General features: G+C 66.2%; 14 protein-coding genes. 6 read left to right on the forward strand and 8 right to left on the reverse strand.

Features of this window, described 5'->3' with window-relative positions:
- Window positions 1–359 precede the first annotated feature (359 nt).
- A complete protein-coding gene (locus tag G4G00_RS14545; protein WP_108754420.1) occupies window positions 360–2,465 on the reverse strand; it encodes a phosphoglycerol transferase I in 2,106 nt (701 codons plus the stop codon).
- Window positions 2,466–2,696: 231 nt separating this feature from the next.
- The gene (locus G4G00_RS14550) at window positions 2,697–4,340 is read right to left on the reverse strand and encodes an AarF/UbiB family protein (RefSeq protein WP_234412399.1); all 1,644 of its coding nucleotides are present in this window, start codon (window positions 4,338–4,340) and stop codon (window positions 2,697–2,699) included.
- 251 nt (window positions 4,341–4,591) lie between these two features.
- On the opposite strand from G4G00_RS14550, the gene G4G00_RS14555 reads away from it, so the two are divergent.
- Window positions 4,592–5,518 (forward strand): DUF808 domain-containing protein, encoded by a 927-nt coding sequence (locus tag G4G00_RS14555; RefSeq protein WP_164274604.1) that lies wholly within the window; start codon window positions 4,592–4,594, stop codon window positions 5,516–5,518.
- 169 nt (window positions 5,519–5,687) lie between these two features.
- On the opposite strand, the gene G4G00_RS14560 is transcribed toward G4G00_RS14555, so the two are convergent.
- Window positions 5,688–7,226 carry a GGDEF domain-containing protein gene (locus tag G4G00_RS14560; protein WP_108751120.1) on the reverse strand — a complete coding sequence of 513 codons (1,539 nt, stop codon included), beginning with the start codon at window positions 7,224–7,226 and terminating at the stop codon, window positions 5,688–5,690.
- 106 nt (window positions 7,227–7,332) lie between these two features.
- Between G4G00_RS14560 and G4G00_RS14565 the strand changes: the two genes are divergently transcribed.
- From G4G00_RS14565 to G4G00_RS14575, 3 genes are all read left to right on the forward strand, one after another.
- Window positions 7,333–7,968 (forward strand): NAD-dependent epimerase/dehydratase family protein, encoded by a 636-nt coding sequence (locus tag G4G00_RS14565; protein WP_164274607.1) that lies wholly within the window; start codon window positions 7,333–7,335, stop codon window positions 7,966–7,968.
- Window positions 7,968–8,681, forward strand: a complete 714-nt coding sequence (locus G4G00_RS14570) for a YafY family protein (RefSeq protein ID WP_108754416.1) — start codon at window positions 7,968–7,970, stop codon at window positions 8,679–8,681. Before G4G00_RS14565 ends, G4G00_RS14570 begins: the two co-directional genes overlap by 1 nt.
- A gap of 167 nt (window positions 8,682–8,848) precedes the next feature.
- The gene (locus G4G00_RS14575; RefSeq protein ID WP_108754415.1) at window positions 8,849–9,235 is read left to right on the forward strand and encodes a VOC family protein; all 387 of its coding nucleotides are present in this window, start codon (window positions 8,849–8,851) and stop codon (window positions 9,233–9,235) included.
- A gap of 29 nt (window positions 9,236–9,264) precedes the next feature.
- On the opposite strand, the gene G4G00_RS14580 is transcribed toward G4G00_RS14575, so the two are convergent.
- From G4G00_RS14580 to pdhA, 5 genes are all read right to left on the reverse strand, one after another.
- Window positions 9,265–10,176 carry a hypothetical protein gene (locus G4G00_RS14580; protein WP_164274609.1) on the reverse strand — a complete coding sequence of 304 codons (912 nt, stop codon included), beginning with the start codon at window positions 10,174–10,176 and terminating at the stop codon, window positions 9,265–9,267.
- Between the two features lie 498 nt (window positions 10,177–10,674).
- Complete coding sequence (locus tag G4G00_RS14585; protein ID WP_164274612.1) at window positions 10,675–12,063, reverse strand: dihydrolipoamide acetyltransferase family protein; 1,389 nt, start codon at window positions 12,061–12,063, stop codon at window positions 10,675–10,677.
- Complete coding sequence (locus G4G00_RS14590) at window positions 12,060–12,413, reverse strand: SH3 domain-containing protein (protein WP_108751116.1); 354 nt, start codon at window positions 12,411–12,413, stop codon at window positions 12,060–12,062. Before G4G00_RS14590 ends, G4G00_RS14585 begins: the two co-directional genes overlap by 4 nt.
- A gap of 1 nt (window position 12,414) precedes the next feature.
- The gene (locus G4G00_RS14595) at window positions 12,415–13,482 is read right to left on the reverse strand and encodes an alpha-ketoacid dehydrogenase subunit beta (RefSeq protein WP_108751115.1); all 1,068 of its coding nucleotides are present in this window, start codon (window positions 13,480–13,482) and stop codon (window positions 12,415–12,417) included.
- A complete protein-coding gene (gene pdhA, locus G4G00_RS14600; protein WP_108763100.1) occupies window positions 13,475–14,557 on the reverse strand; it encodes a pyruvate dehydrogenase (acetyl-transferring) E1 component subunit alpha in 1,083 nt (360 codons plus the stop codon). The genes G4G00_RS14595 and pdhA overlap by 8 nt, the downstream gene beginning before the upstream one ends.
- Window positions 14,558–14,892: 335 nt before the next feature.
- Here pdhA and G4G00_RS14605 point away from each other — a divergent pair, with 335 nt between their 5' ends.
- Both G4G00_RS14605 and G4G00_RS14610 read left to right on the forward strand, forming a co-directional pair.
- Window positions 14,893–15,768 (forward strand): tryptophan 2,3-dioxygenase family protein, encoded by an 876-nt coding sequence (locus G4G00_RS14605; RefSeq protein WP_108754411.1) that lies wholly within the window; start codon window positions 14,893–14,895, stop codon window positions 15,766–15,768.
- A gap of 180 nt (window positions 15,769–15,948) precedes the next feature.
- The gene (locus G4G00_RS14610) at window positions 15,949–17,448 is read left to right on the forward strand and encodes an oligopeptide:H+ symporter (RefSeq protein ID WP_108754410.1); all 1,500 of its coding nucleotides are present in this window, start codon (window positions 15,949–15,951) and stop codon (window positions 17,446–17,448) included.
- Window positions 17,449–17,451: the final 3 nt, after the last annotated feature.

Raw genomic sequence — 17,451 nt, forward strand, 5'->3', positions numbered from 1 at the left:
GGGTGGGTTGAGGGTTGGCGGGGTGGCCGCGATCTGTGGGGAATGCGCTTGGGGTCAGATCCGTTTTCCGTAGGAAAACGGATCTGACCCCAGAAGCAATTCGATATCTGACAGATGTGTCGACCAAGGTCGACACCTACCCACAGCCGCGGGGCACTGTCAGAGGTGGGGCGGTGTCGGATTGCGGGATGTCCGCCGCATGGATGCGGCGGCCAAGCCTACAGGGACGTACTTGCGGCGTCCCCGCAATCCGACACCGCCCCACCATCCCACGTAATGCACGCTTCTGCCGTTGCCGTTGCCGTTGCCGTTGCCGTTGCATTGAGCAGGTGCAGGGCGCAGCCCTGCCGCACCCCCCTTTACCCCCGCGGTCTGCCGCGCGAGGGCACCAGGGCGAAGGTATCCACGGCCAGCTTCTCGGCATGGTTCAACCACGCGCGGATCTCCAGATCGTCCACTTCGTGGTCCAGACCGAACGAGACGTTGATCTTGCCGTCGGCGTCGGGCTGCACCCACTGCTGGGCCAGCACCACCTTGCGCTGCGACGACACCGCTTCGATCCAGAAGCCACGGTCCGGGCGCGTGCTGGCCACCAGCTGCAGCATGTACTGGCCGGCGCGGGTGCGGCGGCCCTTCTGGGTGATCATGTGCGCCTGGCGCACGCTGGGGCGCGGCCCCTGGAAGGCTTCCAGCGGCGCGTCCACGGCAATGCCACCGCGCAGATCGTCGTCGCGGTACAGCTTGATGCCGTTGTCGCGGTTCACCAGCAGCGCGCACCAGTCGCCGTCGGCCGAACCGTCCTCGAATGCCGTGCAGCGGTCCACGTAGGCCAGCGTATTGTCCGGGTCAGCATCGTCGAACTGGCGCGAGGTGTTTTCCAGGTACACCGACTTCAGCGCCCAATCCTTGTCGTACTCCAGCAGCACCGGCGGCTGCACCTGCTGCAGGCCCACCACCACCTGGTCATCGCCATCGATCTTCAGTTCGCGGGTCGGCTCGCCCAGCCACAGCGAACGGGCGAAGGCGAGGTACTGCGGGTAATCGCGGCCGCCATCGCGGCGGGTGGCCACGCTGGCGCTGGGCGCGCGCTCGGTGTCGATCAGCGAACGGCCAAAGCCCATGGTCTTCAGGTTCGGGTCCAGCAGGCTGAGCAGGGTGGCGCCCGAATCCAGCGTGGTGCCGGCCTCGGTGGCCAGCTGGCGCGGAGCAATGCCATCGCCCAGGAACAGCAGCAGGTTCTCGCGCTTCTGCCGGGTCAGGATGTGGCTCAGGTCGTTGGGCATGGCCAGGTGATCGGAGGCGATCACGATCAGCGTGTCCTTGCCGTATGGGCTGGCCTGGATGCGCTGCACCAGCTGCGAGATCAACCGGTCGCTGCACTTGAGCGCATTGAGCATGTTGATGTTGCCGTACTGGCTCTGGTAGCGCTGGCCCTTGCAGGCCACCGGCAGGTGCCCGGCCGGGTGGTGGGTATCCATGGTCAGCGTGGTCAGCATGAACGGCTCGCCCTTGCGCGAGAGCTGTTCGAACCGCTGGTAGGCGGTATCCAGCAGCACGTCGTCATGCACGCCCCACGGCGAGTAATGCACGCGGCCGATCTTCTTCTGCTGCTTGAACCAGTCCAGATCGTGTACTTCGTCGAAGCCGTGGCTGGCCAGGAACTGGCCCTTGCCGGCGAAGCGGCCGTTGGCACCGCCCAGGTAGTGGTTGGTGTAGCCCTGCTGCTTCAGGTAATCGCCCAGGCACACGGCCTTGGGCAGGAAGCTGCCCATGCGGTCCATGCTGTTTTCATCACCGGGCGAGGTGGTCAGCGGCACGCCGCACATCGACGACACCAGGCCGGCAATGGTCCAGCCGCTGCCTTCGGCCGAGGCAAGGCCGCGCACATCCAGCGACTGGCTGGCAAGGCGATTGATGTTGGGCATCAGCCCCGGGAACACGTTCTCATCCAGGTAGGTGCGTTCCAGGCTTTCGCCGTAGATCCACACCACGTTGCGCGGGCGCTGCAGCGGCTGCGTGGGCACCTGGTACTCGGGGGCGATGCGCGCGAAATCGACCGGGCGCAGCTGCTGGTACAGACGCTGGCCATCGCGTGCCAGCGGGCTGATGAAGATCGTGGCCATCCACACCACGGCAAAGCCTGCGAACCAGGCTGCGCCACGGCCGGGGCGGCGCCAGCGCTTCACCCGGGTGGCGAACAGCGGCAGCAGCGACACCAGTGCCAGCACCACGAAGCCAGCGATATAGCCCTTGAAGTCGGCTACGCCGGCGCCTTCCATGTCGGCACCCAGGTGGTACAGGGTGGCCGCATTCAGGCCATCGCCGGAGAGCTTGTCGATCAGCCACCAGGCACTGAGCGATAGCAGCAGCAGCGAGAACAAGGCAGCCTTCCACCACACCCACTTATCGGACGCGAGGAACAACCAGGCCAGCAGCAACAGCGACAGCAGCAGAATCCAGAGCATAGGCAGCTTCGGCAGTGACGGGGTTGTGGTGATGGACGTCGTACCGACGCGTGTCCATTCGACCGACGCTGCCGCAAGCACACACACATGACAGGTCGATGACCCGATCATGCCTGCGCGAACCTGACTGAAATGTTTGTTCGTTACATGATGTGAAATCGCGCCGCATTGGTAAAACCAGCGTGAAAACAGCTACGCGATTTCATTAATTCCGCGCATGCACTGCTCGATTCAACGATGCCCGCGTTCTTCGCGTGCGCGTGCACGGCGATCGAACAGCAGTGCGCTGGTGACGATTCCCAGGCCCAGCACCACGCCGATCAGCATCAACAGCAGGGCGATGGCGGGGTAGCCGAACACATGCCAACCGGTCTCCAGCTTCATCATCAGAGACGCGGCCATGATCAGTGCCGCACTGATGATGCCGGCCGCCACGCGGTTGGCGATCTTCTGCAGGTTCTCCATCAGCCGCGATTCTTCCAACCCGGTCACCTTCATCTGCAGGCGGTTCTCGGCCAGGAGCGCCATGATGTCCGACAGCTTGCGCGGCCCATCGCGCAGCAGCTGCTGCAGCTCCATCGCTTCGCTGGCCAGGTTGGCAGCCGAAAGCGACTTCTTCAGGCGCGCACGCATCACGTGCTGGAGCTGGCGTTCGACGATGCGTCGGGTATCCAGATCCGGCGCCAGCAGGCGGCACACCGTTTCCAGGTTCAGCAGCGCCTTGCCCAGCAGGCTCAGTTCCGGCGGCGTACGCAACCCGCATGAGGTGGCGATGCGCACCATGTCCAGCACTACGCGGCCTTCGGAAAAATTGCCGTTCGCTGCGTAGCGTGCGATCAACTGACCGGTTTCGCGCAGGTAGCGCTCCTCGTCGAAGGCTTCCAGCCGCGTGCTGATGCTGATCAGGTCGTCGGCCACTTCTTCGCCGCGGCCATCGACGGCGGCGAACAGGATCTTCAGCAGGCGCTCGCGCAGCCGCGGTGGCATGTGCGCCACCATGCCCAGGTCGAAGATGGCCAGGCGCCCATCCGGGGTGACGCGCAGATTGCCCGGGTGCGGATCGGCGTGGATTTCGCCATGCACGAAGATCTGGTCCAGGTAGCCGCGGATCAGCGCGGCGGCCAGCGGATCCATCGCCTGTTCGGTGCGGCGCACACCGGGAATCGCGTCCACGCGCACGCCAGTGGCCAGTTCCATGGTCAGCACGCGCTGGCTGCTGAAATCCCACAGCGGCTGCGGCACCCACAGGCGCCGGAACGGCTTCAGGTGTCGGCCGAAGCGCGCCAGGTTCTCGGCCTCGGCGTGGTAATCCAGTTCCTGCATCAGGGTCTTGGCGAACTCGTTCAGCCAGTCGCGCAGGCGCACGCGGCGGCCCACCTGGGTCAGGTGATCGGCGGCCAGGGCGAAGCTGCGCAGCGCTTCCAGGTCCGAGCGCAGTTGCGCGGCCACTTCTGGCTTCTGCACCTTCACCGCCACCTGGCGCCCGTCGCGCAGCACGGCGCGATGCACCTGCGCAATGGAGGCGCAGCCCAGTGGTTCCGGGTCGAACGAGGCGAACAGCTTGTTCACCGGCGCGCCCAGTTCCTGCTCCACGATGGCGTGGATGCGCTGCACCGGAATGGCGGCCACCTTTTCCTGCATGCGCTCCAGCGCGGTGGCGAATTCCACCGGCACCATGTCCGGGCGGGTGGACAGCATCTGCCCCAGCTTCACGAACGTGGGCCCCAGCGCTTCCAGGTCGCTGACGAACTGTTCGGGATTGCCGTCGGGCGGCACGTCGGTATGGCTGCCCGCCGCATCCAGGTTCATGCCGGAAAACACGCCGGAATGGCGATAGCGCATCAGCAGGCGCAGGATCTGGCTGCGCCGGTTCATACCCTTGACCAGCGGGGGATTGCCCGGGGCGGTGGACGGCTTGCTCAAACGACACTCCTTGAAAGCGACGGCACCCTGTTCGTAGCGCCGGGCCACGCCCGGCGGACACCCTGTGCAGGTAGCGCCGGGCCATGCCCGGCGGATTTGGCAACGCGCCCAGTGTCCCCGCAGTGCGGTAGGCGCGCGGTGAACCCGCTACCGCCGTTGCCCCTGATCGGTCAGAATCCGTCCATTCCCTCTCTGGAAGTGCCATGGCCGGTGCCAGTCTGTTTGCCCTGCTCGACGATATCGCCACCCTGCTGGACGACGTCTCGATCCTCACCAAGGTTGCCGCGAAGAAGACCGCCGGCGTACTGGGCGACGATCTGGCCCTGAACGCGCAGCAGGTGACCGGCGTGAACGCCAACCGCGAACTGCCGGTGGTGTGGGCCGTGGCCAAGGGCTCGCTGGTGAACAAGGTGATCCTGGTGCCGGCGGCGCTGGCGATCAGCGCGCTGGAAGCCTGGCTGCACAGCCGTGGCTGGAACGTGCCGCTGATCGTGCCGCTGATGATGATCGGCGGCGCCTTCCTGTGCTTTGAAGGCGTGGAAAAGCTGGCGCACCGCTTCCTGCATTCCGCCGACGAGGACGCCGAGCACCAGGCAGAACGCCGCAAGGCGCTGGCTGATGAACAGGTGGACATGGTGGCGTGGGAAAAGGACAAGGTGAAGGGCGCGGTCCGCACCGACTTCATCCTGTCGGCCGAGATCATCGTGCTGACCCTGGGCGTGGTGGCCGTGGCCTCGTTCACCCAGCAGGTGCTGACCCTGACCGTGGTGGCGCTGGCGATGACGGTGTTCGTCTATGGCCTGGTGGCTGGCATCGTGAAGCTGGACGACGTGGGCCTGTACCTGTCGCGCAAGGGCGGGGCGGTGGCCGCGTTCGGGCGGGGCCTGGTGGTGTCCGCGCCGTGGCTGATGAAGTTCCTGTCGGTGGCCGGCACCATCGCCATGTTCCTGGTGGGCGGCGGCATCCTGGTGCACAACATCCCGGCGCTGCACCACGCGGTGCAGGCGATGGGCGGGGAAGGGCAGTGGGGCTGGCTGATCAGCGCGGCGGCGAACATGGTGGTGGGTATCGTGGCCGGCGCCATCGTGCTGGCCGCCGTGACTGGCTTCCAGAAGCTGCGCGGGCGGTAGCAGCTGCTGCTCATGCCAACCAAGGTTGGCATCTACCAGAGCGGGTTTCCCGCAGACGCTGCGGCTCTGGTAGTGGCCGACCTTGGTCGGCCCCGTGATCCCTGCATGCCAACCAAGGTTGGCATCTACCAGAGCGGGTTTTCCGTGCGAATCGGCCCGGCGGATTGCATCATCCCGCCTGTACGCGGTTCTTGCCGTGGCGCTTGGCCTCGTACAGCGCATCATCGGCACGCCGCAGCAGGCTCTGTGCATCGTCGCCGGGTTGCCACTGCGCCAAGCCAGCGCTGAAATGCACCGGCACGCGCTGGTCGCGCACGGTCAGCACACGATGGGCCAGTGAACGCTGCAGACGCTGGACCGTGGCCATGCTGTCTGCGCCCTGTGCATCGGGCAGCACCAGCACGAATTCATCGCCGCCCAGGCGGGCCACGCCATCGGTGGCCCGCAGCAGCAGCCGGCACACCGACACCAGGTGCTGCAGCAGCGCATCGCCACCGGCGTGCCCGTGGGCCTCGTTGGTCTGGTGGAAGTCGTCCAGATCGATCACCGCCAGCCCCAGCGGCGTGTTGTTGCGTGCCGCACGGGCCAGCTCGCGCTGCAGCAGTTCGTCCAGGCCGCGGCGGTTCAGGGCCTGGGTCAGCGGATCGATGCGGGCCAGGTCTCCGGCCTCGCGCAGTTCCTGTTCCAGCTCGGTGATGCGCTGTTCGGCGCGTTCCACTTCGGCGCGCGCGCTGGCCAGATGGTCGCGTGCCTGCGCCGCCTGCTGCTGAACCTTGCCCGTGTCATGCATCACTTCCTGCAGCAGCTGGTTCAGATCGGCGATGCTGCGTGCTTCGCGCAGCTGCAGCGCATAGCTGCCGATACGGTCGTGGTATTCGCCCGTGCTGGTGGCCATGCCATCCATGCGTTCGATGAACTCGCCCATCAGCCCGCGCATGGCAGCCTTGGATTCATCGATGCCCTGGCGCAGCAGCCCCTGCTTGTAGATCACTTCGCGCAGTTCGGCGCGGGTGCGTTCCACCGCTTCGGTGTCCAACGGGCCGGTCAGCAGCTGCTGCACGGCGGTGATCTGGCCCTGCAGCCAGCTGCGGTCGTCCAGCAGCTCGCTTACGTTTTCCAGCAGCAGGGCGAACAGTTCCAGCAGCAGGGCTTGCTGTTCCTGCCAGCTTTCCGCGCGCACCCCCACCTGGTGGCCGAGTTCGCGCACGCCCTGTTCGATGGGTTCCAGTGCCACGCCGGGCTGCCACTGGCGCAGGCGCGTTGCCAGCGCCTGGGCCTGCTCGCGCAGGTCGGGGTCGTGCTGCAGCAGGGCCACCACCGCACCGCCCAGCAGCAGCCGCAACTGTTCGGACAGGCGCAGGCTTTCGGGCTGGCCATCGGGGGAGTGCTGTTCGATGGTGCGGATGTACTTGTCGATCAGCTGGCGCATGGCCCGGCCATAGCGCGGCCAATCGGCGCTGGCCTGGGCCGACTGCAGGCGGTCGCCCATGTCGCCCAGCTCGCCGGGCAGGGTGGCCATGCCGTTGGCGAAGGCGGCCAGCAGCGGCTCGGGCGCATCGGCGCCGGCGAACAGCTGCTGCAGGGCCACGCCGCCGCCGCCCTGCAGCACCACCCGGTCGGCCCGGCCATCGTCCACCACCGCGCGGACGCGCGCCGGCGGCCCAAGGGCGGTGCCGGGGGCAGGGCGGTGGTCTGGCTGGTCCGTCATGGAGCGAATCCCGGGGGTGGCAGGGGCTGGTTCCAGCATATCGGCGCGGCCGCGCACGGCTTGAACGGATAGCATGGGGCCACAGAATGCAGCAGTGGGGGTGGGTATGCGTGTGATGTTGCTGGGGGCGACCGGGCTGGTCGGTGGTCTGGCGCTGCCGATGCTGCTGGACGACCCGCGCTGCCGTGCCGTGGTGGCACCCACGCGACGGCCGCTGGACTGGCGTGATGCCAAGCTGCACGCGCCCGTGCTGTCCTTTGACGCAGTGCCCGAGGCGCCGGACTGGGCGCAGGTGGACGCGGTCATCTGCGCCCTGGGCAGCACCATGGCCCAGGCCGGCAGCCGCGAGGCGTTCTACCGGATCGACCACGACTACCCGCTGGCCTTCGCCCATGCGGCCCGCACCCAGGGCGCCCGCGCCTTCGTGCTGAATTCAGCGGCCGGGGCCAACCCGCGTTCGGCAGTGTTCTACAGCCGGGTGAAAGGCGAGCTGGAGCGCGACCTGCGGGCGCTGGAGTTCGCCTCGCTCACCCTGGCGCGGCCCGGCTTGATTGGCGGCTATCGCCAGCAGGTGCGCCGTGGCGAAGCGTTCGCGCTGAAGGTGCTGGGCGCGCTGGACCCGGTGCTGCCCCGGGCCTGGCGGATCAACCCGGCCGAGCGTATTGCCAAAGCACTGGTGGATGCCGCACTGGCCCCGGCACCGGGCGAGCACATCGTGCCATCGCGGGATCTGGTGGGCTGATGTCGCGTGCGCTGCGCCTGACCCAACTGCTGCAACGGCTGCGCCGATATCGGCGCCCGGTATCTGGGCGGGTACTGGCCGACGCATTGGGCATCAGCCTGCGTACGCTCTATCGCGATATTGAAACCCTGCGTGCGCAGGGCGCCGACCTGCGCGGGGAGGCGGGTGTCGGCTACCAGCTGGTTCCCGGCGATGTCCTGCCGCCCCTGACCCTGCCTCCCGCCGAGATCGATGCGCTGGTGCTCGGGCTGCGCTGGGTAGCCGCGCGCACCGAACCGGCATTGGCCGAGGCGGCACGCGATGCTCTGGCACGCATTGCCTACGTGCTGCCGGCCGCACGCCGCGAAGCGCTGCGTGACAACGGACTACGTGTGGGACCATCGCGCACGAGCGCCAACGTCCCGCCGGCGCGGCTGCAAGCGGTGCGCGAGGCGGTGGGGGCGCAGCAGCGGCTGCAGTTCAGCTATCAGGATGCTCGCGGCCAACGCACTGAGCGCATCGTGTGGCCTTTCGCACTGGGGTACTTCGATGAAGTGGTGGTGCTGGCGGCATGGTGCGAGGAGCGCGAGGACTTCCGCCACTTCCGCCTGGACCGCATCTGCCAGCCATGCGTATCTGGAGCAGGCTATCCGGTGCCACGCGCCACCCTGCTGCGGCGTTGGCAGAAGGCGCAGGGCATCGCGCCGGACTGGCTGGATCTTTCGTCTTCGTAGAGTCGAGCTTGCTCGACTGTTCCTGATCTTTGCGCAGAGCAGTCGAGCAAGCTCGACTCTACAAGGCAGCGGCACGGTACATAACCGTCCAGCAAGCTCGGCGCTACTGACAGGAACTGTCAGCAGGGTTGGACCACGATGAACGCTCCCAACAACGGAGCTTCTCCATGTTCAAGCCCACCACTCTGCTGCAGTATGTGCGCGATGTCGCCACCAGCGTCAGCTTCTACCGTGGCGTTCTCGGCACGGCGCCTGTCGAGCAGTCGCCTGGCTTCGCGCTGTTCCTGCTCGGCGACGGCGCCGCGCTGGGCCTGTGGCAGCGGGACGATGTGCAGCCGCAGGTGTCCGCGCAGCCCGGCGCCGCCGAACTGGCGATGGTGGTCGCCAATCCAAGTGAAGTGCAGCAGCTGCATGACGCGTGGCGCGCACTCGGGGTGCAGATCACCCAGACACCGGTGACCCTGGAATTCGGCCACACCTTCGTGGGTGTCGACCCCGATGGCCACCGCCTGCGCGTGTACAGCCGTGCCGAGGGCTTGGTCGCGCGCGATTGACCGGAGGGGGAGCCGGCGGCGGCCGGCTCCTACCGCCGTTCTGCTGCTACTACGCTGGCGAAGGGCTCATCGCTATCGGCGTTCCATTCAATGGCAAGTTCGCCAAGTTCATGAATGACATCCCGCTGTGGGTTCTTGCGCCGGATCTCTCCAAGAAGCTGCCGTATCTGTCGTTTCTTCAGCGCACACCCCGGATAGTCAAGAAGGTCGAGGGCGAATCGAGGGGCGACATCCAGCAGCTGCGACACGGTGATCGCGTAGGTGGCCGCATACTGCAGGAATGGAACCTCCCCCAGGAAATTCTCCGCTGCGCAGAGCAGTGAACGGTCGTGCGGTGGATGCCTGAGAAACTCACGGAAAACAGCCGCGACCACGTCATCGGTGGGATTGCCAACCATCGGTACGTAGAAATGGTTTGCGTAGGCGACGCTGCCTTCGTGATCCTGCACAGCGGAAGAGACCATCTCGAGGCGTGAGATCCACGCCTCGGGCGTCATCTGCGCAATGACGTTGGTGGATTCTTCGGAATTCCTTTGGAACTCTGAATCGGACGGATTGGGCTTCTGCAATGATGATTCTCCGCCCTTCCAGGAAGCGAATCGGGCATCCAGAAGCGTCCACATGTCGTTCTCCCCAACCCACGCGTTGTCCTGCGATGGCAGGGGGGCATGCGGAAAAATCGAGGAAAAATCAGAGAGGTAGATCGCCTGCGGACTGAAGTACTCGACCGTAAAGTTCAGAGCATCCTCGCGGAGCGCATGGCCAGGGATCGCCTCATGAAACGTCGCCCGCAGGTCTGTGACGAGTTCCAGAGGGGAGTCCGAGTGAGCGATTGTCGACCCAATGGAATGATCGATGAAGGCATCCCAGGAGGCCAACCAGCGCAGATAGATCAGCGTCGGAATCGGGAGCTGGTCCAGTGGTTCGTCCAGGGATGGCAATGGACCGAATGGCCGCTCGCGAAACAGCAGGGCGCCCTGGGCCAGGAACGCGTCAATGATCGCGGTTGAATTCGGCAGGGGATATTGCGCAGGGCAAGAGCCTCGATGTTACGGAGCTTGGCCTCGGATTCCATGCAACCAATCCGAAATGCGTTGCACAACGGGTTCTGATTTTCGCTCTTCGCCTTTCGCCTTTCGTAGAGTCGAGCTTGCTCGACTGCCTTTGCCTTTCGCGAACAGCAGTCGAGCAAGCTCGACTCTACCAAGGCAAATGCCAAGGCAGTCTAACGGGTTCTGATTTTCGCTCTTTGCTCTTCGCTCTTCGCTTTTCGTAGAGTCGAGCTTGCTCGTCTGCCTTTGCTTTTCGCGAACAGCAGTCGAGCAAGCTCGACTCTACCAAGGCAAATGCCAAGGCCGTTCATCGCCACATTTCGCCCACAAAAAACGCCGGGCAGTGCCCGGCGTTTTTCAGTCAACACCCACCCATGAATGGGTCGATCAGCTGGCCAGTGCCAGGTCGTCCATCATCGCGCGCAGGAAGCGGGCCGCTTCGCCGCCGGTCGCCGCGCGGTGGTCGAAGGTGACCGACAGCGGGATGACCTTGTGCGCTTCCACGCCGCCCATCACCGGGGTCATCTGGTGGCGGGCACGGCCGGCACCGACGATGGCCACGCACGGCGGTACAACCACCGGGGTGGCGTAGCGGCCGGCGAACATGCCGAAGTTGGACAGCGAGATGGTGTAGCCACTCAGTTCCGAGGCGGCGATGGAACGCGATTCCACCTGCTCGCGTAGACGGTTCACGCCTTCGCGGATGCCGCGGGCGTCGAGCATGTCGGCGTTGCGCAGGGCCGGCACGAACAGGCCGTCGTCGGTGTCCACGGCAATGCCGATGTCCACCTGCGCGTGCAGGGTGCGGGTCAGTGCCTCACCGTCGAACCAGGCGTTCATGGCCGGCACCTTCTGCGCGGCCACCACGATCGAACGCACCAGGCGCGCGGTCACGTCGTTGCCCGGCAGCCAGGCGTGGATGTCGGCGTCGTCGTTCAGCGTGGTCGGCACGACCTTGCTGTGCGCGTCGGCCATCACCCGCGCCATGTTGCGGCGTACGCCCTTCAGCGGTTCCGGCTGGCCCTTGGCCACCACGCCCGGCGGCTGGGTACGCATGGGCTTGCCGGCGGCCGACAGCGGGGTGCGGGCTTCGCTCTGCACCGGCGCCGACACCTGCGCCGGAGCCGGCGCTGCATAAGCAGCGGCAGCCACCGGTGCCGGGGCGGCGCCCAGCTTGGCGGTGCCGTTGGCAGCGGCCTGCTTCACGTCGGCCATGGTCACCGCGCCATCGGCGCCGGTGGCACGCACGCGCGACAGGTCCACGCCCAGCTTGCGCGCGGTGGCACGCACGGCCGGCACGGCCTTGACGCCACCGACGGCCAGCGCCTGTTCGGTATGTACGGCGTTGGAGCTCTGCATGGCGCCGACCACGGTGCCGGCGTCATCGCGCTCGGCCTTGGCTTCTTCGGCCACGGCGGGGGCCGGGGCTGCAGTCGGAATGGGCGGCGGGGTCGGTGCGGCGGCAGCCGGTGCCGGGGCATGGCCGTGGCTGTGGCCGGTGTCCTGGCCATCGGCGCGCTGCGGCAGGTTCGGATCGATCTCGAAGCTGGCCAGCACCGAACCGGTGGGAATGATGTCGCCGGCCGCGCCGGACAGCTTCAGCACCTTGCCGGACACCGGCGAGGGCACTTCCACCACGGCCTTGGCCGTTTCCATCGACACCAGCGGTTCGTCCAGCTTGATCACATCGCCTTCCTTCACGAACCATTCCACGATGGTTGCGTCCGGCAGGCCTTCGCCCAGGTCGGGCAGGTTGAAGTTCTTGGTCTGGCTCATGTGCAGTTCTCTTCCAGCAGTTCCAGTTCGCGGGCCGGCAGCCAGCCCGTCGCGCCGTTGGCGCGCTCGGACCACCACCACCCACCATGTTCGTGATGCAGCTTCACCATCTCGCCGCTTTCCACATCCAGCTCGCGGGCGTCGTAGTCGCGCAGGGCTTCGGCGCGACCTTCGTCCAGCGGCTGCAGCCAGGCGACGGGCGCCCAACCGGCGCGCCCATCGTTGCTGCGTACCCAGGCAAACGCCGGCCATTCTTCGTCACGTACACCCACTTCGACGATCTGGCCGGTGCGGAACCGGAGCGGATTGGAATATTGGCTGCGGTAAGCCCCCAGCAGGCGGGCCCGCATGTCAGCCCGCCGCCACCGCGCGCTTGGCCGCGGTCACGATCCGGTCCACACTGGGCAGGTACTTCATTTCCAGGCGGAACAGCGGAATGTGGGTGTCGTAGCCGGTAACGCGCTCGACCGGGGCCAGCAGGTCATACAGCGATTCTTCGGCCAGGCGGGCGGCAATCTCGGCACCGAAACCTGCGGTCTTCGGCGCTTCCTGCACGACCACGCAGCGGCCGGTCTTGGCCACCGATTCGGCGATGGTGGCAAAGTCCAGGGGGCGCAGGGTGGCCACGTCGATCACCTCGGCGCTGATGCCTTCGCCGGCCAGCTTGTCGGCCGCTTCCAGCGCTTCCTTCACCTGTGCGCCCCAGGCCACCAGGGTCACGTCGGTGCCGTCGCGCAGCACGAAGCAGACGTCCAGCGGCAGCGCTTCGCCGTCGTTGACGACCACTTCCTTGTACTGGCGGTAGATGCGCTTGGGTTCCATGTAGATCACCGGATCGGGATCGCGCATGGCGGCCAGCAGCAGGCCATAGGCACGCTGCGGGCTGGACGGCAGCACCACGCGCAGGCCCGGCACGTTGGTGAAGATCGATTCGTTGGCTTCGCTGTGGTGTTCCGGCGCGCGGATGCCACCGCCCCACGGCACGCGCAGCACCATCGGGCAGTGCAGGCGGCCGCGGGTACGGGTGCGCAGGCGTGCGGCGTGGCAGATGATGTGGTCCACCATCGGGTAGACGAAGCCGTCGAACTGGGCTTCGGCCACCGGCTTCATGCCCTGTGCGGCCAGGCCGACGGTCAGGCCGGCAATGGTGGTTTCATCCAGCGGGGTGTCGAGGATGCGCTGCGAACCGAAGCGCTGCTGCAGGCCGGCGGTGGCGCGGAACACGCCACCGTTCACGCCCACGTCCTCGCCCAGCACCAGCACCGACGGGTCGTGTTCCAGCTCCCAGGCAAGGGCCTGGGTGATGGCTTCGATCAGGGTGATGGGGGTAGCGGTCATTGCGATGTCTCCACCGGCGACAGCGGCGCTGTCGGCGGCATTGGCCTGGGAAGCGGAAGCGCCGTGCTTGATCTCATCCATGGCGCTGCTCCAGGGCAATGGCAGCCGCGCGCTGGGCCAGCAGGTCCGCCGGCGGGTCGGCATACAGGTAGTCGAACATGGCCTCGACCGGCTGCACCGGGGTGTTGAGGTACTGGTTCACTTCCTCGTCCACCTTGGCCGCGCACTGCTCGACCCAGGTCTTTTCTTCTGCTTCGCTCCACACGCCCTGGGCGACCAGGTACTTGCGCAGGCGCAGCATCGGCTCGCGGGTCCAGGCGTCCTTCACTTCGGCGTCGTCGCGGTAGCGGCGGGCGTCGTCGGCGGTGGTGTGGTCGGACAGGCGGTAGGTCATCAGTTCCAGCACCGTGCCGCCTTCGCCGGCCAGGCCGCGTTCGCGCGCCTGTTCCATCGCGGCCAGCACCGCAATCAGGTCGTTGCCGTCCACCTGCAGGCAGTGCAGGCCGCCGGCCAGACCCTTCTGCGCCAGCGTTTCGGCACCGGTCTGGGCCGAGCGCGGCACTGAGATGGCCCAGCCGTTGTTCACGATGCACAGGATCAGCGGCAGCTTGTAGGCACCGGCCGAATTGAGTGCAGCGTAGAAGTCGGTCTTGGAACTGCCGCCATCGCCGCACACCGCCACCGCGATCTGCGCTTCGTTGTTCAACTTGAACTTCAGCGCAGCGCCGGCGGCATGCAGGCACTGGGTGGAAATCGGCACGCAGAACGGGAAGTCCTTCACCGCGTTGCCGGTGTAGTCGTTGCCGCGCTCGTCGCCGCCCCAGTACATCAGCACGTCGTACGGGCGCACGCCACGCATGAACATGGCGCCGTACTCGCGGTAGCTGGGGGCGAACACGTCACCCTGCTTCATCGCGGCGCCAATGCCCACGTGCGCGGCCTCGTGGCCCAGGCAGGCGGCATAGGTGCCCAGCTTGCCGGTGCGCTGCAGCGCGATGGATTTGCTGTCGAACGTGCGCACGTACAGCATCTGCTTGAACAGCGGCACCAGGACAGCCGGATCCTTCAGGGATTCGGGCAGGTCGTTGCGGACGAGCTTGCCGTCCGCGTCCAGGTACTGCAGGTATTCGATCTTGAACTCGGCGGCTACCGTCATTGCGTACTGCACCTTCGACAGAGAAGTTACAAATGATATGAATCGCCATGTTAAGGAAGGCGTACGAAATAGCCTTCCTGCGGCGCAACACGGCAATTCCCCGTTGTACCCCTGCCGACGGGTGGGGGGCCAATAACAACAACGTATTCAGTCGTTGCTGCAAAGCATCAGAATACGCCTTTGGCTGACTGCTGGCGCAACGGCGCAAACGGTTCCACGCGCAGCCGGGGGCTCGCGGCTGGCTCCACGGGCCACCGCACGCCCCGGTACGGTAGGCGCCGCTGCCAGCGCGGCGGCAACGCGCTACCCTTGCCGCCCCTGATCTGGTCCCGCCCATGTCCGTCGACAACAACCAACGCGATCTCGAAGCTGGCATCCACACCGATCTGCAGGGGCGCCTGACCTACGGCGGCTACCTGCGGCTGGACCAGCTGCTGAGCGCGCAGCAGCCGCTGTCCAACCCGCCGCACCACGACGAGATGCTGTTCATCATCCAGCACCAGACCTCGGAGCTGTGGCTGAAGCTGCTGGGCCACGAGCTGCGTGCGGCGATCGGCTTCCTGCAGCGCGATGAAGTCTGGCAGTGCCGCAAGGTGCTGGCCCGCAGCAAGCAGGTGCTGCGCCAGCTGACCGAACAGTGGTCGGTGCTGGAAACCCTGACCCCGTCCGAGTACATGGGCTTCCGCGATGTGCTGGGCCCGTCCTCGGGCTTCCAGTCGCTGCAGTACCGCTACATCGAGTTCCTGCTGGGCAACAAGAACGCGCAGATGCTGCAGGTGTTCGAGCACGACCCGGCCGGCCAGGCGCAGCTGCGCACCGTGCTGGAAGCGCCCAGCCTGTACGAGGAATTCCTGAAGTACCTGGCCCGCTTCGGCCACGCCGTGCCCGCGCTGTATGACAGCCACGACTGGACCCAGCCGCACGTGGCCGACGATGCCCTGCAGCCGGTGTTCGAACGCATCTATCAGGACACCGACCGCTACTGGCGCGAGTATTCGCTGTGCGAGGACCTGGTGGACCTGGAAACCGCGTTCCAGCTCTGGCGCTTCCGCCACATGCGCACGGTGATGCGGGTGATCGGCTTCAAGCGCGGCACCGGTGGCTCGTCCGGCGTGGGCTTCCTGCGACAGGCGCTGGAGCTGACCTTCTTCCCCGAACTGTTCCAGGTGCGCAGCACCCTGCAGGCCGGGCCCCCGGCAGATCAGGCCTGATCCCCATTCAGCTTGACCTGCCGCGACCGGCTGGATCGTTTCAGATGCAAGTTCAGCGAGCAGGTCGTGACCTGCCTCAAACGGCGTGTATTTGACGTGAACGCCACAAGTCGGTGATCCTCGCGCGTTGCTCCAGCGCACAGCGGATGTGCCGTCCATCCACCGAACCAGGAAACCCGCATGAGCCTAGACGCCACTGCGAACACCCCAGAACCGGCGCTGCCGGACTTCAAGACCACGCTGGGCCACCCGCGCCCGCTGTGGATGCTGTTCATGACCGAATTCTGGGAACGCTTTGCGTTCTACGGCATCCGCTGGGCCTTGGTCCTGTACATCGTCTCGCAGTTCTACAGCGGCAATGCCGCCGGTGAAGGCGATGCCAGCCGCATCTACGGCGCCTACCTGGCGCTGGTCTACGCCGCGGCCATCTTCGGTGGCTACGTGGCCGACCGGGTGCTGGGCTACCAGCGCTCGATCCTGACCGGCGCGGTCATCATGGCCGCCGGCCTGTTCATGATCTCGCTGCCGCAGGAGCACATCTTCAAGCTCGGCCTGGCCACGATCATCGTCGGCAACGGGCTGTTCAAGCCGAACATCTCCACCATGGTGGGCAAGCTGTACGGCCTGAAGGACGAACGCCGCGACTCCGGCTTCACCATCTTCTACATGGGCATCAACATCGGCGCGATGATCGCCCCGGTGCTGACCGAATGGCTGGCGCGCAAGGTGTTCGGCACCTCGGAAATGCCGTCGTACAAGGTCGTGTTCATCGCCTCGGGCGTGGGCATGCTGATCTCGCTGGTGTGGTTCTACGTCGGCCGTGCCGGCCTGAAGGGCATTGGCGCACCGCCGGCCGGTGCCGAAGGCTTCGGTCGCATCGTGATGGTGCTGGCCGGTGCCGTGGTCGCCATTCCGGTGGCCTACTTCCTGCTGGCCACCGGCGCCACCGCGCTGGCCTGGATCCTGGGCGCCATGTTCACCGCCCTGGCCATCCTGCTGCTGGTGGAAGGCATCCGCGAGGGCAAGGTGCAGCGCGACCGCGTGATCGCCATGCTGATCATCTTCGCCTTCAACGTGATGTTCTGGATGTTCTTCGAACAGGCCGGCAGCTCGTTCACCTTCCTGGCCGAAAACATCGTCAACCGCCAGTTCGGTGACTGGACCTTCCCGACCGCGTGGTTCCAGTCGGTGAACTCGGTGGCCATCATCACCCTGGCCCCGATCATTGCCTGGATCTGGGTGGCCATGGGCCGCGCCAATCCGTCCATCCCGCGCAAGTTCGGCCTGGGCCTGCTGTTCAACGGCGCTGCCTTCGCCCTGCTGATGTTCGCCCTGTCGCAGATGGTCGTGGACGGCAAGATCCCGTTCTGGACCCTGTTCATGGTCTACGTCATCCAGTCGGTGGGTGAGCTGTGCCTTTCGCCCATCGGCCTGTCGATGGTGACCAAGCTGGCCCCGGTGCGCCTGGTCGGCTTCGGCATGGGCGGCTGGTTCCTGTCCACCGGCATCGGCAACAACCTGTCGGGCATCTTCGCCGGTGCGGTCAGCGGTGAAGGCGGCATGACGATCGAATCGGCCCTGAAGGGGTATACCTTCGGGTTCTGGGCGTTGATCGGTTCGGGCGTGGTCCTGTTCCTGATCGCGCCGCTGATCAACAAGCTGATGCACGGCGTCAAGTAATCG

The sequence above is a fragment of the Stenotrophomonas sp. B1-1 genome, assembly GCF_010894375.1.
GTDB lineage: Bacteria > Pseudomonadota > Gammaproteobacteria > Xanthomonadales > Xanthomonadaceae > Stenotrophomonas.